Below are 20,789 nucleotides of genomic sequence, written 5' to 3'. Positions count from 1 at the left end.
TGCCGTTGACGTTTCCGTCTCGTAACCCCTTGATGGGCCTTCGACGTCCGGCTCGACCAGTTCGGCGGCCGCATGTCGACGTCACGTGGTCCGCGATGCGTCTCCGACGCCGCGGGAGGAGGACCCATGAAGAAGTTCATCGTCGCGGCCGTCGCCGCTCTCGGCCTGTCGTTCGCTTTCACTGCTCCTGTTTCGGCCGCCGACGCCCGCCAGGACTTCGAACTCGTCAACAAGACCGGCTACGACATTTCGCATGTCTTCGTTTCGCCCTCGAAGTCGGACGACTGGGAAGAGGACGTGCTCGGCAAGGACGTGCTGAGCGACGGCGACGCCTGGGAGATCAGGTTCTCGCGCGCCGACAAGACCTGCAAGTGGGACCTGAAGGTCGTCTATGCCGACGACGATTCGGCCGCCTACTGGAAGGGCATCGACCTCTGCGCCGTGTCCAAGATCACCATCAAGTACAATCGCAAGTCGGACACCACGTCGGCCGATCTGCAGTGATCCTTCGACGCTCGTCGTCGATCCGAGAACGCCCCGGCCGGTCCGGGGCGTTTTTGTTTTCGGCCCCCGACGCGGACGCGGCGTCGGCCCGCGGTCGCGGCGATTGCGCGTCCCTTCCGGCGGGTGTTAGAAACGGCCACGCGTCGCGACCCCGCGGGTTCGCGCGCCTTCCCGATGTCTTCCGTGGTTCCCGAGGTTCTCATGTCCGTCGATCGTTCGACCGTCGTCCGCGTCGCCCATCTCGCGCGCATCCGCGTCGCCGAAGAGGAGGTGGACAAGCTCCAGGGCGAACTCAATTCGATCCTCGGCTTCGTCGAGCAACTCTCCGAGCTGGACGTCTCCGACGTCGAGCCGCTGACCTCGATCGTCCCCATCGCCATGAAGAAGCGCGCCGACGTCGTCACCGACGGCGGTATCCCGAAGAAGGTGACGGCCAACGCGCCGCTCTCCGAAGACGACTTCTTCGTCGTTCCCAAGGTGGTCGAGTGATCCGGGCGAATGCCCGCCGATCCTCCCGCTTGACCCATCAGATGGATTTCCGCCCGTGACCGATCTGACCGCCCTGACGATTGCCGAAGCCCGCGACGCGCTGGCGAAGAAGACCTTCACCGCCGTCGAGCTGACCGACGCCTATCTCGCCGCCATGGAGAAGGCCCGCGCCCTCAACGCCTATGTGCTCGAGACGCCCGAAAAGGCGCGCGACATGGCGAAGGCCTCCGACGCCCGCCGCGCCTCCGGCACCGTCGGCGCGCTCGAGGGCATCCCGCTCGGCGTCAAGGACCTCTACTGCACCGAGGGCGTGCGCACGACCGCCTGCTCCAAGATCCTCGACGGCTTCGTGCCGCCCTACGAATCGACGGTGACGACGAACCTCTGGGCCGACGGCGCGGTGATGCTCGGCAAGCTCGCCAACGACGAGTTCGCCATGGGCTCGTCGAACGAGACCTCCTGCTTCGGCCCGGTCACCAACCCGTGGCGGCGCAAGAAGGACGACGGCTCGATCGACCCGACCCCGCTGGTGCCGGGCGGTTCCTCGGGCGGCTCCTCGGCCGCCGTCGCCGCGCGCCTCTGTGCGGGTGCCACCGGCACCGACACCGGCGGCTCGATCCGTCAGCCCGCCGCCTTCACCGGCATCGTCGGCATCAAGCCGACCTACGGCCGCTGCTCGCGCTGGGGCATCGTCGCCTTCGCCTCGTCGCTCGATCAGGCCGGTCCCTTCGCCCGCACCGTGCGCGATGCGTCGATCCTCCTGAAGTCCTTCGCCTCGGTCGACCCCAAGGACACGACCTCGGTCGACCTGCCGGTGCCGAACTACGAGGCTTCGATCGGCACCTCGATCAAGGGCAAGGTCATCGGCATTCCGAAGGAATACCGCGTCGACGGCATGTCGGCCGAGATCGAGACTCTCTGGCAGCAGGGCATCGCCTGGCTCAAGGCCGCCGGCGCCGAGATCCGCGAGATCTCGCTGCCCCACACCAAGTACGCCCTGCCGGCCTACTACATCGTCGCCCCGGCCGAGGCCTCCTCGAACCTCGCCCGCTACGACGGCATCCGCTACGGCCTGCGCGTCACCGGTGACGACATCACCGACACCTACGAGCTGACCCGCGCCGCCGGCTTCGGCTCCGAGGTCCGTCGCCGCATCATGATCGGCACCTACGTGCTGTCGGCCGGCTATTACGACGCCTATTACGTCAAGGCGCAGAAGGTCCGCACGCTGATCAAGCGCGACTTCGACCTCGCCTTCGCCGCCGGCGTCGACGCCGTGCTGACGCCCGCCACCCCGTCGTCGGCCTTCGGCATCGGCGAGATGTCGGGCGGCGATCCGGTCGAGATGTACCTGAACGACATCTTCACCGTGACGGTGAACATGGCCGGTCTCCCCGGCATGACGGTTCCCGCCGGCCTCGACTCCAAGGGCCTGCCGCTCGGTCTGCAGCTGATCGGCCGTCCCTTCGAGGAAGAGACGCTGTTCCAGGTCGGCGAAGTGATCGAGCAGTCGGCCGGCCGCTTCACGCCGGCGAAGTGGTGGTGATGCGCGCCGCCGGCCTCGTCGCGAGCCTTCTCGTCGCCGCCCTCTCGGGCGGCGGCACTGCTTTCGCGCAAGGCCAGCCGACCGTCGCCAAGCTCTTCTCCGCCGCCGACGTCATCAACGGCACGACGGTGTCGCGCGAGCAGTGCGCGAAGACGCCGCGGACCGTCTATGTCGAGAGCTTCGGCAAGGGCATCTGCATCCGTTACTACGCCTCCGGGCCGATGAAGGGCGCCGCTCCGGTCGTCTTCTTCACCGGCGACGTCCTCGGCCTCGACGACAAGGGCCGCCGCGAGGTCGATCCCGGCTATCTGACCCAGGCGCCCGAGTTCATCGACATCGCCGCCAAGGTCTGGGCCGGACGGCTCAGGGCGCCGGTGATCTTCTTCGGCCGCATGGGCATGAACGGCTCGTCGGGCTGGCACGGCGACCGCCGTACCGCGCTCGAGGTCGACGTGACCGCCAAGGCGCTCGATGCCATCGCCGCCAAGGAAGGTGCGACCGGCTTCCATCTCGTCGGCCAGTCGGGCGGCGCCATGCTGGTGCCGGCGCTGGTCGCGGCGCGCGACGACATCGGTTGTGCCGTGATCGCCTCCGGCCCGCTCGACTTCCACGCCTTCGCCCGGCGCTACGGCATCACCTTCCGCACCTCGGGCGCGCGGGCGCACTACGACCCGATGGGCGACGTGCCGGCGATCGCCCCCAAGATCGCCGGCGACGGCGGTACCCGCCTCTTCGTGCTGACCGATCCGCAGGACCGCGCCGTACCGGCCGAGTTCCAGCTGCCCTTCGTGCTGGCGCTGGCCAAGGCCGGCGGCCGCCCGGTGGCGATCTCGACCGGTGGCCGCGACAAGGACCATCACGCGCTGATCGAGAAGGGCCTCTTCGTCGCCGGCCAATGCGTCGCCGAGACGCCCGACGAGACGATCGTCAAACGCTGGCAGGGAACCGCGGGCGACGACCTGCCGCGGTGAGGGAAGGGCAGGGACCCCGTGCCTCTGCACCGGCCGCTCGGCTCCTCTGCATCCGGCGTATCTTTACGTACCGTCTCGCGCGACGCAGACTTCGCGGCCCGCCGGAGAGCGGCGCCGGTCGCGGTCGATCGACCGCCCGCGACGAAAGACACGAGGAAACGACGATGACAGCCGCGACGGAGAGCGCCGCAAGTCCTGCCCGCCCGACAGCCGCCGAGGGGACCGCCTGGTCGATCCTCGTCATGCTGTCGCTGTCGCACATGCTGAACGACACGATGCAGTCGCTCGTCGCGGCGTCCTATCCGATCCTCAAGGAGAGCTTCTCGCTCGACTACGGCCAGATCGGCATCGTCACCCTGTGCTTCCAGGTGACCGCCTCGATCCTCCAGCCGTTGGTCGGCATCTTCACCGACCGCCATCCCCAGCCCTTCAGCCTGGCGATCGGCATGGGCTCGACGCTGATCGGCCTGCTGCTGCTGTCGGTCGCGCCGACCTACGGCGTGCTGCTGGTCGCCGTCGGCCTGATCGGCACCGGCTCGTCGGTCTTCCACCCCGAGAGCTCGCGCATGGCGCGCCTCGCCTCGGGCGGCCGTCACGGTCTGGCGCAGTCGCTGTTCCAAGTCGGCGGCAATTCCGGCACGGCGCTCGGGCCGCTGCTCGCCGCCTTCGTGGTGCTGCCGAACGGGCGCTCGTCGGTCGCGTGGTTCGCCGTGCTGGCGCTCGTCGGCATCACCATCCTGACCCGCGTCGGCCTGTGGGGCCGCTCGAAGCGCAAGGCCCATGCGGTCGGCGCCGCCAAGCCCGCCTCGACCCTGCCGCGCGCCGTGGTCATCCGCACCATCGCCATCCTGATGGCGCTGGTCTTCTCCAAGAACGTCTATCTGGCGTCGATCTCGAGCTACTACACGTTCTATCTGATCGAGACCTTCCACATGTCGGTGCAGGACGCGCAGATCTATCTGTTCGTCTTCCTCGGCGCCGCGGCGGTCGGCACGCTCGCCGGCGGCCCGATCGGCGACCGCATCGGCCGCAAGGCGGTGATCTGGGTGTCGATCCTCGGCGTCCTGCCGTTTTCGCTCGCGCTGCCGCACGTCGGTCCGACCATGACGCTCGTCTTGTCGATCGCCATCGGCCTGATCCTGTCGTCGGCCTTCTCGGCGATCCTGGTCTATGCCCAGGAACTGGTGCCCGGCCGCGTCGGCATGATCGCCGGCCTGTTCTTCGGCCTCGCCTTCGGCTTCGGCGGCCTCGGTGCCGCGGTGCTGGGCGAGGTGGCCGACATGACCTCGATCGGCTTCGTCTACGAAGTCTGCGCCTGGCTGCCGGCGATCGGCCTCCTCACGGTGTTCCTGCCGAATCTGAGGAAGGCGCGGGCTTGAGGCGCGCGGCTCGCGGCGGATGCCCTCCGCGCGCCGAAGTCCTTGAACCGCCGCTCGATCCGCACTACCCAGTGAGTCAGACTTTCCTACCCACTCGAGGCTCTCATGTTCACCGCGTTCCGTATCGCCAAGCCGTCGCAGTACCTCAAGGGCGCGACGGGTGACTGGGAAATCATCATCGGCCTCGAGGTCCATGCCCAGGTCGCCTCGAACGCCAAGCTCTTCTCCGGCGCCTCGACCGAATTCGGCGGTGCGCCCAACGATCACGTCTCGCTCGTCGACGCCGCCATGCCCGGCATGCTGCCGGTGATCAACGAGGAATGCGTCAAGCAGGCGATCCGCACCGGCCTCGGCCTCGAGGCGCAGATCAATCTGAAGTCCGTCTTCGACCGGAAGAACTATTTCTATCCGGACCTGCCGCAGGGCTATCAGATCTCGCAGTTCAAGAGCCCGATCGTCGGCGAAGGCACCATCCATCTCGACATGGAGGGCGGCGAGACGGTCGCCGTCGGCGTCGAACGCCTGCACCTCGAGCAGGACGCCGGCAAGTCGATCCACGACCAGTCGCCGACCAACACCTTCGTCGACCTGAACCGCTCCGGCGTCGCGCTGATGGAGATCGTGTCGAAGCCCGACATGCGCTCGGCCGACGAGGCCAAGGCGTATCTGTCGAAGCTGCGCACCATCCTGCGCTACCTCGGCACCTGCGACGGCGACATGGACAAGGGCAACATGCGCGCCGACGTCAACGTCTCGGTGCGCAAGCCGGGCGGTGAACTCGGCACCCGCTGCGAGATCAAGAACGTCAACTCGATCCGCTTCGTCGGTCAGGCGATCGAATACGAGGCCCGTCGTCAGATCGGCATCATCGAGGACGGCGGTACGATCAAGCAGGAGACCCGCCTCTTCGACCCCGGCAAGGGCGAGACCCGCTCGATGCGGTCGAAGGAAGAGGCGCACGACTATCGCTACTTCCCCGATCCGGACCTGCTGCCGCTCGAGTTCGACCAGCCTTACGTCGACGCGCTGAAGGCCGAGCTGCCGGAGCTGCCCGACGCCAAGAAGGCCCGCTTCATCGCCGACTACGGCGTGACGCCCTACGACGCGATGGTGCTGACGCTCGAGCGCGCCTCCGCCGACTTCTTCGAGGAAGTGGCCAAGGGCCGCGACGCCAAGATCGCCGCCAACTGGGTGATCAACGAGCTCTTCGGCCGCCTGAACAAGGAGGGCAAGGGCATCGAGGCGAGCCCGGTCTCCGCCGCCCAGCTCGGCGGCGTCATCGACCTGATTCTCGACGGCACGATCTCCGGCAAGATCGCCAAGGACCTGTTCGAGATCGTCTGGGCCGAGGGTGGTGACCCGAAGGAACTGGTGGAGAAGCGCGGCCTCAAGCAGGTCACCGACACCGGCGCCATCGAGGCGGCGATCGACGCGGTGATCGCGGCGAACCCCGACAAGGTCGAGCAGGTCAAGGTGAAGCCGACGCTCGCCGGCTGGTTCGTCGGTCAGGTGATGAAGCAGACCGGCGGCAAGGCCAACCCGCAGGCCGTCAACGACATCCTGAAGGCGAAACTCGGGCTCGAGTGAGCCCCGCGACGCCTGGAGATTTCATGAAGCCGCGCCCCTCGAAAGGCGCGGCTTCGTCGATTCATGGCAGCGTTTCGCCCCGAACATGGTTGACGCAAAACGCGCCTCGGTAACGCTTCGTTACCTTTGATCGCCGACACTCGCCCACGAGGAAGCCCGCCCGGGTCTTCCCGCGTGGGTGCGAGTGATCCATGGACATTGCGACTTTCCTCGGTATCGGTGGCGGGTTCGGCGTGCTGGTGCTCGCCGTCTTCATGGAGGGCTCCAAGCTCTCCATGTTCATGGACCTGCTCGCCACCAACGTCGTGATCGGCGGCGCGCTGACCACCACCATGGCGCGCTTCACCATGAAGGGCTTCATCGAGGCGCTGACCACGGGTCTCAAGACCGTCGCGTTCGATCACCACGTCAAGCCACGCGACATGATCGAGAAGATCGCCGAACTCGCCGACATCGTCCGCAAGCAGGGCCCGCTCGGCCTCGAGGCGGTCGAGATCGAGGACGAGTTCCTCGCCAAGGGCATGCGGATGATCGCCGACGGTTTCGATCTCCACATCATCCGCGAGACGCTCGAACGCGAGCGCGATCTGCACATCGAGCGCATCGACGACGCCAACAAGCTGTTCAACTTCATGGGCAACGCGGCGCCGGGCATGGGCATGGTCGGCACCATCATCGGTCTCGTGTCGATGTTCGCCCACATGGACGACCCCAAGAAGATCGGTCCCGGCATGGCGGTGGCGCTGCTCACCACGCTCTACGGCGCGGTCATGGCGAACGTCGTGGCGCTGCCGATCGCCGACAAGCTGCAGATCAAGTCGCTCGAGGAGAACATCAACCACACGCTCGTCATCGACGGCGTGCTGATGATCCGCGAGAACAAGTCGCCGGCGGTGATCCGCGACATGCTGATCTCCTACATGCCGTCGAAGCATCGCGGCGAATTCGCCGAAGCGGCCTGATCGGACGGTCGAGGAGCCCCCATGGCGAAGAAGAAGGGACACGGCGGCGGCGGCGGACACGGTGGTGCCTGGGTCATCACCTTTGCCGACCTGATGGCGCTGCTCATGGCCTTCTTCGTCATGCTGCTGGCCTCCGCCAACCAGGACAAGCAGAAGCTCGCCGACGCCTCCGGCTCGCTCAAGGATGCCTTCGGCGTCCAGCCGATCCCGCGCACCGCCGGCATGATCGAGCGCGACGGCCTGCCGGTGCGCAAGTACATCAAGCAGTCCTCGGCGGTCGATCGGAAGCTCGATGCCGAGACCTCGGCGCTGTCCAACGACAAACGCTCGCAGCAGGGTCCCGAGAACAACACGCACGACTTCGAACAGGCCAAGGAGGAGAAGCCCAAGCAGTTCCTCACCGCCGCCGCCTCGCTGCGGCAGGCGCTGCAGGACATGCCCGAGATCACCGAGGTCTCCAAGCACGTGCTGTTCGAGGAGACCGACGAGGGCCTGAACATCCGCCTCGTCGATCAGGACGGCCGCACCATGTTCGCGGAAGGCTCCAAGCAGCCCTACGAGTTCACCCGCACCATCCTGTCGAAGCTCGCCGGCCCGCTCGCCCGCATGCCGCACCGCATTCGTGTCTCGGGCCACACCGCCGGCGGTTCGCGCTGGACCGGCAAGGGTCTGTCGCCGTGGGATCTCTCGGCCGGCCGAGCCGTCGCCGTCGAGGAGATTCTCGCCGGCTACGGCGTGCCGACCGATCGCTTCGATTCGGTGGTCGGCAAGGCCGACACCGATCCGCTCTTCCCCAACGAGCCGCTGCTCGCCGCCAACCGGCGCATCGACATCCTGCTCGTCCACGAGCCGCCACCGTTGCCGCCCAAGCCCTTCGACTGACGGGGTCCCCACCTCCGTCGTCCCCCGACGCCCGCGCGACCCGACCCCGCGCGGGCGTTCGCGTCGTCACGGCCTTGTGAGGGCAGGGCGGGCGCGCGGTCGATGGACAGGCGATGCCGCGCGTGATCGTCTCGACGTTTCCGGAGTGTGGCTCCGACGACGAGAACGACGACAGGGAGACCCCGATGACCGACGCTGCCTGGCACCTCTTCGCCAACCCGATGTCCGGCCCGTCCTACAAGGCGGCGCTGATGCTGGCGCTGTGCGGCATCCGCCCCAAGGTGACGCTGGTCGACCTGCGCTCCGGTGAGCAGAAGACCCCCGCCTTCCTCGCCCGCACCCCCTTCGGTCAGGTGCCGGTGGTCGAGCATGCGGGCAAGAACCTCGCCCAGTCGGCGTCGATCCTCGAATATGTCGCCGCCGTCACCGGCCGCCTCGGCGGTCACGACGAGGCCGAACGCGCCCGGATCCGCGCCTGGATGTACTGGGACTTCGACCGCCTCGCCTCGTCGGTCTATCGCGCCCGCACCCACGTCCTCGGCATTCGTCCGCTCGACGAGGCGACGGCAGCGCACTACCTCCAACTCGCCGGCATGGCGCTCGACCTGCTCGAGAGCCGGCTCGCCGCGAGTCCCTGGCTCGAGGGCAACCGCCCGACCATCGCCGATGTCGATGTCTACGGCACCGTCCGCTACTGCGGCGACGCCCGCATCGACCTCGAGAGCCGTCCCGCCGTCCGCGCCTGGATGGCCCGCGTCGAGGCTCTGCCCGGATGGGCCGAGCCCGCGGACCTTCTCGTCGCCTGAACCCGAACCCCGGAGGCAGACTTGTCCGATACCGCCGCCCCTCTGCGTCTCTACTACTGGCCGACCCCGAACGGCTGGAAGATCTCCGTCATGCTCGAGGAACTCGGGGTTCCCTACCAGGTGATCCCGATCGACATCGGCAAGGGCGCCCAGTTCGATCCGGCGTTCCTCGCGATCTCGCCCAACAACAAGATGCCGGCGCTTGTCGATCCCGACGGTCCAGGCGGCGAGCCGATCTCGGTCTTCGAGAGCGGCGCCATCCTGCTCTATCTCGGCCGCAAGTTCGGGAAGTTCTACCCGAGCGACGAGCGCGCCCGCGTCGAGGTCGAACAGTGGCTGATGTGGCAGATGGGCGGTTTCGGCCCGATGCTCGGCCAGAACCACCACTTCTCGATCTACGCGCCGGAGAAGATCCCCTACGCCATCGATCGCTACCGCAACGAGACCCACCGTCTCTACGGCGTGCTCGACAAGCGCCTGAAGGACCGCGACTACGTCGCCGGCGACTATTCGATCGCCGACATCGCCATCGTCGGCTGGGCGACGCTGTGGGAGCGCCAGGGCATCGACAAGGCGGAGTTCCCCGCCTTCTCCGCCTGGCTCGACCGCGTCCTCGCCCGTCCCGCCGTCCAGCGCGGCCTGGCGCTCGCAGGCGAGCTCAGGCTCGATCTCGCCACCGACGACGAGGCCAAGAAGGTGCTCTTCGGTCAGCGCGCGCGCTGACGCTGCGCAACGTCTTTTCTTCGAGAAGCGGAATCGCGGTGAATCGAATCTTGCCGCGGTTCCGCAGATCTTCCGACGGTTCCCTTGAATCGAAACGACAATCGGCGCCGGAAGCGTGAATCCTCGGTAAAATATACCGTTCGTTTCGAACTCGTTCGTCTTTGATTATCCATTGGATTTAACGGGCATTTTAATCGAATTCGCCAGTATTCCCCTCATGAACGACGGCCGCGGAAGAAATCGGCGGTCTCATGGACCAGAAGGGGAAATACCATGGCACGCTTCGAAATGAACTCCGCCGAGATCGCCGGCATGGGCCTGCAGGCCGTCACCGCCGACGTCTTCTTCCAGATGGGTCTCGATCGCTCGATCGGCCGCAACGGCGACGTCGACATGATCGCCGCCCACATGTGGTTCAACCTCGCCGCCGCCCGCGGCAACAGCGAGGCCGCCGTCCGCCGCCAGGAGATCGCCGCCGAGATGACGTCGGCCGAGGTCGCCGAGGCCCAGCGTCAGGCGCGCGAGTGGATCCGCTGCCACTGATCGCACCGACCCGAGACCGTCCGGAACGGCGCCGCGCGATCCGCGGCGCCCGATGAGACGACGGCCGGGGAGGGCGTGACACGCACGGGAGGTGCGTCATGAAGGCAACCGACATCATCGGCGGCATCGTCGTCGCCGTGTTGCTCCTCGCGGTCGGCTTCGGCCTGTTCGGGCGCCTGTTGCGCCGCCGCCACCGCCGGCCCTCCGCCGACGAGCCGACCCTCTGGGTGTGATCGCCGGCTTGCCGCCCTGCGAAGCGGCGTGATACTCGGGGTCTTCGAGAGAGGCCCCCGATGCGAATCCTGATCACCAACGACGACGGCATCCATGCGACCGGTCTGCGCGTGCTCGAGCGCATCGCCCGCACGCTCTCCGACGATGTCTGGGTGGTCGCGCCCGAGACCGACCAGTCCGGCAAGGCGCATTCGCTGACGCTGTCGGACCCGCTCCGCCTGCGCAAGATCTCCGATCGCCATTTCGCCGTCCGCGGCACGCCGACCGACTGCGTCATCATGGGCATCCGCCACATCCTGCCGGAGAAGCCCGATCTGGTGCTCTCCGGCGTCAATCGCGGCGCCAACGTCGCCGACGACGTCACCTATTCCGGCACCATCGCCGCCGCCATGGAAGGCACGCTGCTCGGCGTTCCCTCGGTGGCGCTGTCGCAGGCCTACCCCTGGGCGATCGACGGCCAGCCCGACTGGTCCTGCGCCGAGACCCACGGCCCCGAGGTGCTCTCCCGCCTGCTCGAGGTCGGCATTCCGGCGGGCACACTGGTCAACGTCAATTTCCCGCCGCTCGCCCCAGCCGAGGTGCGCGGCACCGTGGTGACGACGCAGGGTGCGCGCAACGGCGCCACCATCGGCATCGAGCCGCGCGTCGACGGCCGCGGCAATCCCTATTACTGGATCTCCTACCGGCCGCAGGCGACCGCGCCGGGCGGCGGCACCGACCTCGAGGCGCTGTCGCGCGGCCAGATCTCGGTGACGCCGCTGCGTCTCGACCTGACCGATCGGGCCGAACACGAACGGCTCGATGCCGTCTTTCGCGGGTGACGTAGCGTCGCCCGTATCGAATTGATCAACCATTTGGCGCTAGAGCGGAAGGCCGTCCGATCGCGGCGGCCGTTCCCGGCCGTCCGGGTCGTCTCGTCCGTTCCAGAAGGGAGCGCCGCGCCCATGGCCGCCCGTCACGCCACGCTTCTCGTCCATGCCGAGCTCGAGGTCGATGCCGGCGAGAAGACGGCTCTGGCGAAGCTCGCCCTCGCGCTCTCCACCAAGGGACTGCACGACCGCCGCGTGCTCGGCGCCATCGAGACGCTGCCGCGCAGCCTCTTCGTCGCCGCGCCCCATCGCGATCGCTCGCTGACCGACCGGCCCGTGCCGATCGAATGCGGCCAGACCTCCGACGCGCCCTCGGTCACCGCACTCGCCCATCAGGCCGCCGGCATCGCGCCGGAGCATCGGGTGCTGGAGATCGGCACCGGCTCGGGCTGGGGCACGGCGATCCTCGCCGGGCTCTGCACCAAGGTCTACACCATCGAGCGCTTCCGCACGCTCGCCGACCTCGCCCGCGAACGCTTCGCCACGCTCGGCCTCGACAATGTCGTGCCGTCCGTCCACGACGGGCTCGAGGGTTTTCCCCGTCACGCGCCGTTCCATCGCATCGTGCTCGACGGTGCGGTCGAAGAGGTGCCGGCGACGCTGCTCGACCAACTCGCCCCGCAGGGCGTTCTGGTCGCCGCCGTCGGACCCGAGGGCGGACGTCAGGTCATCGCCCGTTTCACGCGAACCGACAAGGGCTTCGCACGCGAGGATCTCGGCCCGACGCGTCGCGTCGCGTTGATCGCGGGCCGCGCCGCGGCGCTCTGAGCGCCTGTGGAGATTCACCATGAGCCGTCCGGTCGAAGACGCGAATCCGCGAGGATTCCGGCCACTTCGTCGTGTCCGAGGTACCGAAGTCCTGCTCGGATCGTGGTGTTTTCGTGTCGGCGCTTAAGCCTTCGTCAACGTTACGATGGTTTCAATGGCACCACGTGAACGACGAGACATTCGTCACAACGGCGTGAGTGTTGCGATGCGTATCCAGATCCTCGAGCTGCTTTCCGGCAACGTGTCCCGCGCGGCCCTGCTGGCCGCAACCGCCGCTCTGGCAGGTTGTTCGAGCGATACCGGTCGCTTCGACGATCCGGTCTACACCGGCTCGACGCCCAACCAGCGCGCCATCCTCGGCTCGCGCGGCGGCGGCGACGCCTATGCCGGCAATGCCTATGCCCCGCCGCCGGCCCGCGGCTCCGCCGATCGCCAGTGGCAGAACGTCGACACCACCGGTTCGATCGAGCCGGGCACCGCGCCCGTCGCCCGCGCTGAGCTGACCCCGCCGCCCGCCGGCGCCTATTCCGAGACCGTCGCCCGTCCGCTGCCCGACGGCAACCGCACCGAGGGCATGGCCCGGGTCGCGGCCAACGGCGGCTGGACGCCGATCGGTGGCACCTATGTCACGCTGCGCCAGGGCGAGACGCTCGACACGCTGTCGGGCCGCTACGGCGTGCCGGTCGCAGCCCTGCGCCAGGCCAACGGCCTGCAGCCCGGCCGCACCGCCAACCCCGGCGACCGCGTCGTCATCCCGGTCTACAGCCATCCGACCGCCGCCGCCGCGCCGGCCGCCCCGGCTGCACCTGTCGTCCATTCGCAGCCGGTCCGCACCGTCGCGGTGCAGCCGCCGCGTCCCGCGACCGTCCCGGTGGCGACCCCGCCGTCGCGTCTGACCACCGGCTCGGTTCCGGCTCCGGTCGCCGCTGCGCCCAAGGCGCCGGTGCCGGTTCCCCCCGGTCCCAAGGTCGCGGCCGCCCAGCCGGCGCCGCAGCCCGGCGGCGTCAAGCTGGTCGGTGCCTACACCGTCAAGCACGGCGACACGCTCGGTTCGATCGCCCGCACCTACGGTGTCAGCGAGCAGTCGCTGCGCGAACGCAACAACCTGCGCACCTCGGCGCTGACGCCGGGCCAGCAGATCCTGCTGCCCGCCGGCACCAAGCTGATGCTCAAGACCTCGCAGGCTCCGGCCGCCGCCACCCAGGCGCCGGTCGCCCCGACCACGGTCGCCAAGGTCGAGCCGTCGAAGGCCGGTCAGGCCAAGCCCGCCGTGCCGGTCCAGACCGCCTCGATCAAGCCGACCATCGCCACCGGCAAGGACGCCGCCAGGATCGACCAGAAGGCGGCCGAGACCATCGCCGTCGCCCGCGAGCCCACCGTGGCCGAGGACGAGAAGGCCGGCGGCACCTTCCGCTGGCCGGTGCGTGGCCGGATCATCTCGGAATACGGCGCCAAGGCCAACGGCGAGAAGAACGAGGGCATCAATCTGGCCGTGCCGGAGGGCACCTCGGTCAAGGCCGCCGACGGTGGCGAGGTGATCTACTCGGGCAACGAGCTCAAGGGCTACGGCAACCTGGTGCTGGTGCGTCACGACAACGGTTTCGTCTCGGCCTATGCCCACGCCAGCGAGCTGCTGGTCAACCGCGGCGACAAGGTCACCCGCGGTCAGATCATCGCCCGCGCCGGCGCCACCGGCTCGGTCTCCCAGCCGCAGCTCCACTTCGAACTGCGCAAGGGCCAGAAGGCGGTCGATCCCAAGCCCTATCTCGCCTCGAACTGAGGCCCCGCTGGCGGCGTCCCGAGACGGCGCGAGCGATCACGGAACTGCGCGAGGAGGCCATTCTCGACGCGACGGCAAGGCGATCCCGGATGCGGCATCCGGGGTCGCCTTTTCGTTTTCGGACGGCCTCAGCGGCAGCCGGACCGGCGCTCGACGGCGGTGATCGAGTCGATGTTCGCCCTCTCCAGGCGGGTGAAGGGAACGTCGCCGTCGTTGCGCCAGCGGCAGCCGTCGTTGCCGAAGGCGGCGATCGCCCGCTGCGTCTTGAAGCAGTAGCCGTTGGCGTAATAGATCGCGTTGCGCGCCAGATAGAGCTCCTCGCAGGTCGCCGATCCGAGCGCCGAGGCCGGGATGCGTTCGAGCGAGCCGCAGCCGAGCACGGTGCAGGAGGGATCCGCGCCGAGCGTCGCCGTCGGCGTGGCGAGGAGGGCGAGAACGAGGGCCGTGGCCCAACGCGATGCGGTCATGACGAATCTCCCGAGCGTGCCGCGCGGGTCCCCCGCCGGGCCGCATCGGCCGCGCCGCCGATTGTCGCGCGCCGTCGGATGCCCGGCAAGGCCGACGGTGGTCGTGCCTGCCGCTGCGCCTCCAGACCAAAACGGGGCGGCCAGAGGCCGCGCCCCGCGTCGCATCTGCGGCGCTTCCAGACGAAAACGGGGCGCCCGAAGGCGCCCCGCGTCGTGAAGAGATCCGGAGATCCGATCAGCAGGAGTAGTACATGTCGAACTCGACCGGATGCGGGGTCATCTCGTAGCGCATCAGCTCTTCCCACTTGAGCTCGATGTACGACTCGATGAAGTCCTTGTCGAAGACGCCGCCGGCCTGGAGGAAGGCGTTGTCCTTCTTGAGGTTCTCGAGAGCCTCGCGGAGCGAACCCGACACGGTCGGGATCTTCTTGAGCTCCTTCGGGGGCAGGTCGTAGAGGTTCTTGTCCATCGCCTGGCCGGGATGGATCTTGTTGATGATGCCGTCGAGGCCGGCCATCAGCATAGCCGAGTAGGCGAGGTAGGGGTTCGCGGTCGGATCCGGGAAGCGGACCTCGATGCGCTTGGCCTTCGGCGAGTTGCCCCACGGAATACGGACCGAAGCCGAACGGTTGCGGGCCGAGTAGGCGAGGAGAACCGGAGCCTCGTAGCCCGGGACCAGACGCTTGTAGGAGTTGGTCGACGGGTTGGTGAAGGCGTTGAGCGCCTTGGCGTGCTTCAGGATGCCGCCGATGTAGAAGAGGCAGGTCTCGGAGAGATCGGCATACTGGTTGCCGGCGAAGGTCGGCTTGCCGTCCTTCCAGATCGACTGGTGGACGTGCATGCCCGAACCGTTGTCACCGAACACCGGCTTCGGCATGAAGGTCGCGGTCTTGCCGTAGGCCTGGGCCACCTGATGGATCGCGTACTTGTAGATCTGCAGGTGGTCGGCGACCGTGGTGAGCGGGGCGAACTTGATGCCGAGCTCGTGCTGGGCGGAGGCCACCTCGTGGTGGTGCTTCTCGACCGCGACGCCCATCTTGGCCATCATGGCGAGCATTTCGCCGCGCATGTCCTGGCAGCTGTCGATCGGCGGGACCGGGAAGTAGCCGCCCTTGGTCTTCACGTGATGACCGAGGTTGCCACCTTCGTAGTCGGTGTCGGTGTTGATCGGCAGTTCCGGATCGTCGAGCTTGAAGCCGGTGTTGTAGGGGTCGGTCGCGTACTTGACGTCCGAGAAGATGAAGAACTCGGCTTCCGGACCGAAGTAGGCGGTGTCGCCGATGCCGGTCGACTTGAGGTAGGCCTCGGCCTTCTTGGCGATGCCGCGCGGGTCACGGCTGTAGCGGTCGCCCGACGGCTCGAGGATGTCGCACACCAGCACGAGGGTGGTCTGCGCGAAGAAGGGATCGATGAAGGCCGAGGTCGGGTCCGGGATCAGGACCATGTCGGACTCGTTGATGGCCTTCCAGCCGGCGATCGATGAGCCGTCGAACATCGTGCCTTCGGCGAAGATGTCTTCGTCCACCAGCGAGACGTCGAAGGTGACGTGCTGCCACTTGCCGCGCGGGTCGGTGAAACGGAAATCGACGTACTTGACGTCCTGCTCCTTGATGAGGGCGAGGACGTCCTTCGCGGTCTTCGTCATGGGATCATTCCCTTTCGCTTGGGTGTGCTCAGGTCCGGGGTACGCGACGGGAGGTGTCGCGCCTGGAATTCGGAAGAGACGGATCGTGATCTAGCCTCGGGCTCAGATCGCGTCCAGACCCGTTTCGCCCGTCCGGATTCGTACGGCTTCTTCGACGTTGGAAACGAAGATCTTGCCATCGCCGATACGTCCCGTCTGGGCCGCCTTGCGAATGGCATCGACGGCCTTTTCCACGGTCTCGTCCGGCAGGACGATCTCGACTTTCACCTTCGGCAGAAAGTCCACCACGTATTCTGCACCACGGTACAGCTCGGTGTGGCCCTTCTGGCGGCCGAAGCCCTTCGCCTCGGTCACGGTGATGCCCTGGAGGCCGACCTCCTGGAGGGCTTCCTTCACCTCGTCGAGCTTGAAGGGCTTGATGATGGCCTCGATCTTCTTCATCGGCTTCCGATACTCCGAAGAAACAGGGAGGAGCCGACCTGAACGATCGGCTCGCGTCGGACCTAGGCAATCCCCGTGCCAGCTCGGGTCGGGCGTCGAGGGGGACGGTCGAACCGGGAAACGCGAGAAGCCTACTACGCCTTTCGGCGTTGCGAGAATAGATCGCAGGCCATTTCGTGGGCAATTGAAAACTTTTTGTGCAGAGCCCCTGTTCACCGATAATGCAGCGCACCACGTCTGCGATCGACGCATGCCGCGTTTCGTCGCCGCCGCGACGGGTTTTGACGTCAGGAAGCGACGAACGAGCGGGCGCGAGGTCCCGTTTTGCGGTAGACAGGGCGTCGAAACGGCCGAAACGCTGCCTATTCCCGTTCGGGGGACCCCGCATGCTCGAACTCCTGACGCCCACTGAGATGGCCCGTGCCGATGCCGCCGCCATCGCCTCCGGCGTGCCCGGTCGGGTGCTGATGGAAAACGCCGGCCGTGCGGTCGCGGACGCCGTGACGCACCGCTGGCCGGCCGGCACCCGCGCCCTCGTCCTCTGCGGCCCCGGCAACAACGGCGGCGACGGCTTCGTCGTCGCCCGCATCTTGCGCGACCGCGGTTTCGTCGTCCGCCTGATGCTCTTGGGCGACCGCGAGCGCCTCGCCGGCGACGCCGCCTGGGCGGCCGGCACCTGGCGCGGCGAGACGGAAGCGGCGAGCGCGGCCCGCGTCCGCGCCGCGCTCGCCGATGCCCGTGTGGTGGTCGATGCCCTTTTCGGCGCCGGCCTGTCGCGTCCGCTCGACGGCGAGGCCCTGGCGATCGTCGAGACGCTCGCCGCCTCGCGCCGTCCGGTGGTGGCGGTCGATCTGCCCTCCGGCATCGACGGGGCGACCGGCCGCGTCATGGGCGCCGCGCCGAGGGCGGTGCTCTCCGTCACCTTCTTCCGCATGAAGCCGGGGCATCTGCTGCTCCCCGGTCGGATCCACTGTGGTCAGGTGCTGGTCGCCGACATCGGCATTCCGGCCCGCGTGCTCGCGACGATCGCCCCACAGGCGCGGCGCAACCTGCCGGAGCTCTGGCGCGATCACCTCCGCGCCCCCGGCCTCGCCGATCACAAATATACCCGCGGCCATGCGGTCGTGGTCTCCGGCCCCGCGACCCGCACGGGGGCTGCGCGGCTGGCGGCCGGCGCGGCGCTCAGGGCCGGTGCCGGCCTCGTCACGCTCGCCTCGCCGCCCGAGGCGCTGCTGGTCAATGCCGGCCACCTGACCGCCGTCATGCTCGCCCGCATGGAGGGCGCAGCAGGCCTCGCCGAGATCCTCGCCGATCGACGCAAAAACACCGTCGTCCTCGGCCCGGCCGTCGGCACGGGGGAGGGGACGCGGGCGCTCCTCGATGCGGTGCTCGCCTCGTCGGCCGCCCTGGTGCTCGATGCCGATGCGCTGACCGTCGCCGCGACCGATGCGGCGACCGTCTTCGCCACGATCGCCGGTCGTTCGGCGGGCGTGGTCATGACCCCGCACGAGGGCGAGTTCGCCCGTCTCTTCCCCGAGCTCGCGGAAGGGCCGGAGGCCGGCCCCAAGACCGACCGTGCCGCCGCCGCCGCCCGCCGCTCGGGCGCCGTCGTGGTGCTGAAGGGTGCCGACACGGTGATCGCCGCGCCCGACGGACGTCTGGCGATCGCCGACAACGCCCCACCCGATCTCGCCACCGCCGGCTCCGGCGACGTGCTCGCCGGCATCCTCGGCGGCCTCTTGGCGCGCGGCCTGCCGCCCTTCGAGGCGGCCTGCGCCGCCGTCTGGATGCACGGCGAGGCCGGCCGTCGTGCCGGGCCGGGGCTCATCGCCGAGGATCTGGCGGCCGAACTGCGCCCGGTGCTCGCCGCACTCTACGACGACGCCCGACGCCGCCCGTGGGACGACGAGGACGAAGAGAGCGACGACGATCTCCTCGGCGGGACGGATTGAGCGTAGCGGCGAGGGCGATCCGCCCGCCTCACCGCGTCGGCGCCACCGGCGGTCTCTTGCGCGTCAGGATGACCAACGCGATGCCGCCGAGGACCGCGGCGGACGCTATCCCCAGCCGCAGCGTCGCCGGTTCGCCGAGAAGAACGACGGCGAGGACCGCCGCGAGCGGCGGCACCGCCAGCTGCACCGTGGCGGCGATCGTCGCCCGGAGCGATGGCAGCACGGCGTACCACACGGCATAACCGAGCCCCGAGGCGAGCGCGCCCGAGGCGACCGCCCAACCGACGCCCACCGGATCGATCGCCCGCATCGGCGCAAAGAGGGCGAGTGCTGCGAGCGCCATCGGCGCGGCGCGCAGGAAGTTGCCGGCGGTTGCTCCGAGCGGATCGCCGACGCCGCGACCGCGCAAGGAATAGACACCCCATGCGATGCCGGCCGCCGCCATCGCCGCCGCCGCGAGCGGATCGGGCGCGCCGAGCCCCGGCAGTGCCAGCACGACGAGGCCCACGGCCGCAGCGACCAGCCCGACGATCTGCACCGGGCGGAAGCGCTCGCCGACCGCGAAGGCATGGCCGATCATCGTCGCCTGCACCGCGGCGAAGAGCACCAACGCGCCGGTCCCCGCCGGCAGCGTCAGATAGGCGAAGGAGAAGAGGATCGCATAGGCGAAGAGCGCCGAGGCAGAAACCCAGCCGCCGCCGCGCCAGGGCGCGCGCCCGCGGATCGCCACCAGGGCGGCGAGCACCAGTGCGCCCGAGACGATGCGGATCGCGGTGAAGCTTGCCGCGTCGATCGTCGTGTCGCGCAGCGCCAGCCGGCAGAAGAGCGAATTGCCGGCGAAGGCGAACATCGCCGCCGCCGTGAGCGCCGCCACGCGAACCCCGGTCATCGTTTCCCCTCGGTCGTTCCGCCCGTCGTCTTCTCTTTTGCCCGCGAGCTTCGGCGGGCATGCACGGAACTGTCAATCGTGCGGTGCGGCCGCTGCGGCGCGGGAGGCGGTTGCATCGAGGCGGCACTTCGGGCTACCTCGGTCCTCGCGTGCGGGTGTGGTGGAACTGGTAGACACAACGGATTTAGGTTCCGTCGGCGCAAGCCTTGGGGGTTCGAGTCCCTTCACCCGCACCATTCGGCCGATCGACCGGCGCGTCGCGGCGGCTACCACCGAAACGAAGAGACCTCTCCCATGTCGTCGCTGCTGCCGCGCGTGCTGCCGATCTTCCTGTTGCTGGCGCTCGGCTGGGGCCTGCGGGTCGGCGGGCTCGTCGACGAGAAGACCGGCAACGCGCTGAAGCTCCTCGTCATCCGCGTCGTGCTGCCGGCGGTGCTGTTCCTCTCCTTCGTCGATCTGGACTTGAGGCCGCAATACGTCGCCCTCGTCGGCCTCGTCTTCGCCATCTGCATCGCCGGGCTCCTCGCCGGGCCGATCGTGCTGCGCATGGCCGGCGTGACCAGCCGCTGGGCGCGGTTCCTGATGACCGGCTACGAATACGGCATGCTCGGCATCGGCCTCTTCGCCGGCGCCTTCGGCCTCGCCTCGATCGGCACCATCGCCGTCGTCGCACTCGGCCACGAACTCTTCATCTGGTTCGTCTTCTTCGCCCTGCTGCTCGCCGAAGGGGAGGGGCGCCCGAGCGCCGTCGACCTCCTGCGCCGCTTCGCCGCCAATCCGGTGATCGTCGCGATCCTCGCCGGCCTCGCGCTCGACCTCATGGGGCTGCACGTCGCCGATCTCGAGAAGCTGCCGCTGGTCGATGCCCTCGTCGCGACGCTGAAGCTGCTGGCGCCGATGACCGTGCCGCTGATCCTGATCGTCGTCGGCCACGGCTTCCATTTCGAGGGCGGCGCCTTCGGCGACGTGGCGCGCGTCGTCGCGGCGCGACTGGCGATCCAGATCCCGCTCGCCGCCCTCGGCTGGGCGGCGCTGAGGTTGGGCCTCGGCCTCGAGCCGCGCTTCGCCGTGGCGCTGGCGACGCTGATGCTGCTGCCGCCGCCCTTCATCGTGCCGCTCTTCATGCCGGAGGGGCGAGAGAACGATGCGGAGCGTCGTTTCGTCCATCGCGTGCTGACGGTCCACACTCTCGTCTCGCTCGTCCTCTTCGCCGCGCTGATGGCCGCGGTGCCGAGCCTCTGAGAGGGGGACGACGGGAGCGCTGGAAAACCGCCGCGGATCGTCGCGAATCCGTCGTCGACCCCGCTTTTTCTCTTGTCCTTCGCCCGTCCCGCGCTTAAGAAGCGCCACCA

At 68.5% G+C, this 20,789-nt stretch carries 21 protein-coding genes and 1 tRNA gene; 18 read left to right on the top strand and 4 right to left on the bottom strand.

Features of this window, described 5'->3' with window-relative positions; all coding sequences use genetic code 11:
• Window positions 1-126 precede the first annotated feature (126 nt).
• From ACT53U_RS04930 to ACT53U_RS04860, 15 genes are all read left to right on the top strand, one after another.
• Entirely contained in the window at window positions 127-504 is a 378-nt protein-coding gene (locus tag ACT53U_RS04930) for a hypothetical protein (RefSeq protein WP_476153250.1), read from the top strand.
• 201 nt (window positions 505-705) lie between these two features.
• Complete coding sequence (gatC, locus tag ACT53U_RS04925) at window positions 706-993, top strand: Asp-tRNA(Asn)/Glu-tRNA(Gln) amidotransferase subunit GatC (RefSeq protein ID WP_476138086.1); 288 nt, start codon at window positions 706-708, stop codon at window positions 991-993.
• A gap of 55 nt (window positions 994-1,048) precedes the next feature.
• On the top strand, window positions 1,049-2,539 hold the full coding sequence (gene gatA / locus ACT53U_RS04920) for an Asp-tRNA(Asn)/Glu-tRNA(Gln) amidotransferase subunit GatA (RefSeq protein WP_476153248.1): 1,491 nt from the start codon (window positions 1,049-1,051) through the stop codon (window positions 2,537-2,539).
• Window positions 2,539-3,510: a hypothetical protein gene (locus ACT53U_RS04915; protein ID WP_476153247.1), complete on the top strand. Its 972-nt coding sequence runs from the start codon at window positions 2,539-2,541 to the stop codon at window positions 3,508-3,510. Before gatA ends, ACT53U_RS04915 begins: the two co-directional genes overlap by 1 nt.
• Window positions 3,511-3,674: 164 nt before the next feature.
• Complete coding sequence (locus tag ACT53U_RS04910; protein WP_476153246.1) at window positions 3,675-4,889, top strand: MFS transporter; 1,215 nt, start codon at window positions 3,675-3,677, stop codon at window positions 4,887-4,889.
• Window positions 4,890-4,994: 105 nt separating this feature from the next.
• A complete protein-coding gene (gene gatB / locus ACT53U_RS04905) occupies window positions 4,995-6,476 on the top strand; it encodes an Asp-tRNA(Asn)/Glu-tRNA(Gln) amidotransferase subunit GatB (protein ID WP_476153244.1) in 1,482 nt (493 codons plus the stop codon).
• 191 nt (window positions 6,477-6,667) lie between these two features.
• Entirely contained in the window at window positions 6,668-7,438 is a 771-nt protein-coding gene (locus ACT53U_RS04900) for a motility protein A (protein WP_476153242.1), read from the top strand.
• Between the two features lie 21 nt (window positions 7,439-7,459).
• The gene (locus tag ACT53U_RS04895; protein WP_476153240.1) at window positions 7,460-8,320 is read left to right on the top strand and encodes a flagellar motor protein MotB; all 861 of its coding nucleotides are present in this window, start codon (window positions 7,460-7,462) and stop codon (window positions 8,318-8,320) included.
• A gap of 185 nt (window positions 8,321-8,505) precedes the next feature.
• Window positions 8,506-9,126: a glutathione S-transferase family protein gene (locus tag ACT53U_RS04890; protein WP_476153238.1), complete on the top strand. Its 621-nt coding sequence runs from the start codon at window positions 8,506-8,508 to the stop codon at window positions 9,124-9,126.
• 21 nt (window positions 9,127-9,147) lie between these two features.
• The gene (locus tag ACT53U_RS04885) at window positions 9,148-9,849 is read left to right on the top strand and encodes a glutathione S-transferase N-terminal domain-containing protein (protein WP_476153237.1); all 702 of its coding nucleotides are present in this window, start codon (window positions 9,148-9,150) and stop codon (window positions 9,847-9,849) included.
• A gap of 273 nt (window positions 9,850-10,122) precedes the next feature.
• On the top strand, window positions 10,123-10,392 hold the full coding sequence (locus tag ACT53U_RS04880; RefSeq protein ID WP_476153235.1) for a hypothetical protein: 270 nt from the start codon (window positions 10,123-10,125) through the stop codon (window positions 10,390-10,392).
• Between the two features lie 98 nt (window positions 10,393-10,490).
• Window positions 10,491-10,625, top strand: coding sequence for a hypothetical protein (locus tag ACT53U_RS04875; protein ID WP_476153233.1), 135 nt, complete (start codon window positions 10,491-10,493; stop codon window positions 10,623-10,625).
• A gap of 60 nt (window positions 10,626-10,685) precedes the next feature.
• Window positions 10,686-11,447, top strand: a complete 762-nt coding sequence (gene surE, locus ACT53U_RS04870; protein ID WP_476153231.1) for a 5'/3'-nucleotidase SurE — start codon at window positions 10,686-10,688, stop codon at window positions 11,445-11,447.
• Window positions 11,448-11,570: 123 nt separating this feature from the next.
• Entirely contained in the window at window positions 11,571-12,263 is a 693-nt protein-coding gene (locus tag ACT53U_RS04865; RefSeq protein ID WP_476153229.1) for a protein-L-isoaspartate(D-aspartate) O-methyltransferase, read from the top strand.
• A gap of 205 nt (window positions 12,264-12,468) precedes the next feature.
• On the top strand, window positions 12,469-14,043 hold the full coding sequence (locus tag ACT53U_RS04860) for a peptidoglycan DD-metalloendopeptidase family protein (RefSeq protein WP_476153228.1): 1,575 nt from the start codon (window positions 12,469-12,471) through the stop codon (window positions 14,041-14,043).
• Window positions 14,044-14,171: 128 nt separating this feature from the next.
• On the opposite strand, the gene ACT53U_RS04855 is transcribed toward ACT53U_RS04860, so the two are convergent.
• From ACT53U_RS04855 to ACT53U_RS04845, 3 genes are all read right to left on the bottom strand, one after another.
• Window positions 14,172-14,510 carry a YARHG domain-containing protein gene (locus tag ACT53U_RS04855; RefSeq protein ID WP_476153226.1) on the bottom strand — a complete coding sequence of 113 codons (339 nt, stop codon included), beginning with the start codon at window positions 14,508-14,510 and terminating at the stop codon, window positions 14,172-14,174.
• Window positions 14,511-14,745: 235 nt separating this feature from the next.
• Complete coding sequence (gene glnA / locus ACT53U_RS04850; RefSeq protein ID WP_476153224.1) at window positions 14,746-16,155, bottom strand: type I glutamate--ammonia ligase; 1,410 nt, start codon at window positions 16,153-16,155, stop codon at window positions 14,746-14,748.
• Between the two features lie 102 nt (window positions 16,156-16,257).
• Complete coding sequence (locus ACT53U_RS04845; RefSeq protein WP_217926929.1) at window positions 16,258-16,596, bottom strand: P-II family nitrogen regulator; 339 nt, start codon at window positions 16,594-16,596, stop codon at window positions 16,258-16,260.
• Window positions 16,597-16,982: 386 nt separating this feature from the next.
• Here ACT53U_RS04845 and ACT53U_RS04840 point away from each other — a divergent pair, with 386 nt between their 5' ends.
• Window positions 16,983-18,548 carry an NAD(P)H-hydrate dehydratase gene (locus ACT53U_RS04840; RefSeq protein ID WP_476153222.1) on the top strand — a complete coding sequence of 522 codons (1,566 nt, stop codon included), beginning with the start codon at window positions 16,983-16,985 and terminating at the stop codon, window positions 18,546-18,548.
• Between the two features lie 28 nt (window positions 18,549-18,576).
• Here ACT53U_RS04840 and ACT53U_RS04835 read toward each other — a convergent pair whose 3' ends face one another.
• The gene (locus ACT53U_RS04835; RefSeq protein ID WP_476153220.1) at window positions 18,577-19,437 is read right to left on the bottom strand and encodes a DMT family transporter; all 861 of its coding nucleotides are present in this window, start codon (window positions 19,435-19,437) and stop codon (window positions 18,577-18,579) included.
• A gap of 151 nt (window positions 19,438-19,588) precedes the next feature.
• On the opposite strand from ACT53U_RS04835, the gene ACT53U_RS04830 reads away from it, so the two are divergent.
• Together ACT53U_RS04830 and ACT53U_RS04825 are read left to right on the top strand one after the other, a co-directional pair.
• Window positions 19,589-19,673, top strand: a tRNA-Leu gene (locus tag ACT53U_RS04830).
• Window positions 19,674-19,731: 58 nt separating this feature from the next.
• Window positions 19,732-20,679, top strand: coding sequence for an AEC family transporter (locus ACT53U_RS04825; protein WP_476153219.1), 948 nt, complete (start codon window positions 19,732-19,734; stop codon window positions 20,677-20,679).
• The last annotated feature ends 110 nt before the right edge of the window (window positions 20,680-20,789 follow it).

The sequence above is a fragment of the Pinisolibacter sp. DMC19 genome (genome assembly GCF_056313985.1).
Note: the sequence above shows the minus strand (reverse complement) of the source record. Positions and strands in the feature narration are given on the sequence as shown.

Bases quoted from the DNA above. Each gene is read 5' to 3' on its own strand.
- ACT53U_RS04855 (WP_476153226.1), bottom strand. From the start codon at position 14,510: ATGACCGCATCGCGTTGGGCCACGGCCCTCGTTCTCGCCCTCCTCGCC.
- ACT53U_RS04910 (WP_476153246.1), top strand. From the start codon at position 3,675: ATGACAGCCGCGACGGAGAGCGCCGCAAGTCCTGCCCGCCCGACAGCC.
- ACT53U_RS04930 (WP_476153250.1), top strand. From the start codon at position 127: ATGAAGAAGTTCATCGTCGCGGCCGTCGCCGCTCTCGGCCTGTCGTTC.
- surE (WP_476153231.1), top strand. From the start codon at position 10,686: ATGCGAATCCTGATCACCAACGACGACGGCATCCATGCGACCGGTCTG.
- ACT53U_RS04825 (WP_476153219.1), top strand. From the start codon at position 19,732: ATGTCGTCGCTGCTGCCGCGCGTGCTGCCGATCTTCCTGTTGCTGGCG.
- ACT53U_RS04835 (WP_476153220.1), bottom strand. From the start codon at position 19,437: ATGACCGGGGTTCGCGTGGCGGCGCTCACGGCGGCGGCGATGTTCGCC.
- ACT53U_RS04900 (WP_476153242.1), top strand. From the start codon at position 6,668: ATGGACATTGCGACTTTCCTCGGTATCGGTGGCGGGTTCGGCGTGCTG.
- ACT53U_RS04895 (WP_476153240.1), top strand. From the start codon at position 7,460: ATGGCGAAGAAGAAGGGACACGGCGGCGGCGGCGGACACGGTGGTGCC.
- gatC (WP_476138086.1), top strand. From the start codon at position 706: ATGTCCGTCGATCGTTCGACCGTCGTCCGCGTCGCCCATCTCGCGCGC.
- ACT53U_RS04845 (WP_217926929.1), bottom strand. From the start codon at position 16,596: ATGAAGAAGATCGAGGCCATCATCAAGCCCTTCAAGCTCGACGAGGTG.
- ACT53U_RS04915 (WP_476153247.1), top strand. From the start codon at position 2,539: ATGCGCGCCGCCGGCCTCGTCGCGAGCCTTCTCGTCGCCGCCCTCTCG.
- gatB (WP_476153244.1), top strand. From the start codon at position 4,995: ATGTTCACCGCGTTCCGTATCGCCAAGCCGTCGCAGTACCTCAAGGGC.
- ACT53U_RS04840 (WP_476153222.1), top strand. From the start codon at position 16,983: ATGCTCGAACTCCTGACGCCCACTGAGATGGCCCGTGCCGATGCCGCC.
- ACT53U_RS04860 (WP_476153228.1), top strand. From the start codon at position 12,469: ATGCGTATCCAGATCCTCGAGCTGCTTTCCGGCAACGTGTCCCGCGCG.
- ACT53U_RS04875 (WP_476153233.1), top strand. From the start codon at position 10,491: ATGAAGGCAACCGACATCATCGGCGGCATCGTCGTCGCCGTGTTGCTC.
- ACT53U_RS04880 (WP_476153235.1), top strand. From the start codon at position 10,123: ATGGCACGCTTCGAAATGAACTCCGCCGAGATCGCCGGCATGGGCCTG.
- ACT53U_RS04865 (WP_476153229.1), top strand. From the start codon at position 11,571: ATGGCCGCCCGTCACGCCACGCTTCTCGTCCATGCCGAGCTCGAGGTC.
- ACT53U_RS04890 (WP_476153238.1), top strand. From the start codon at position 8,506: ATGACCGACGCTGCCTGGCACCTCTTCGCCAACCCGATGTCCGGCCCG.
- glnA (WP_476153224.1), bottom strand. From the start codon at position 16,155: ATGACGAAGACCGCGAAGGACGTCCTCGCCCTCATCAAGGAGCAGGAC.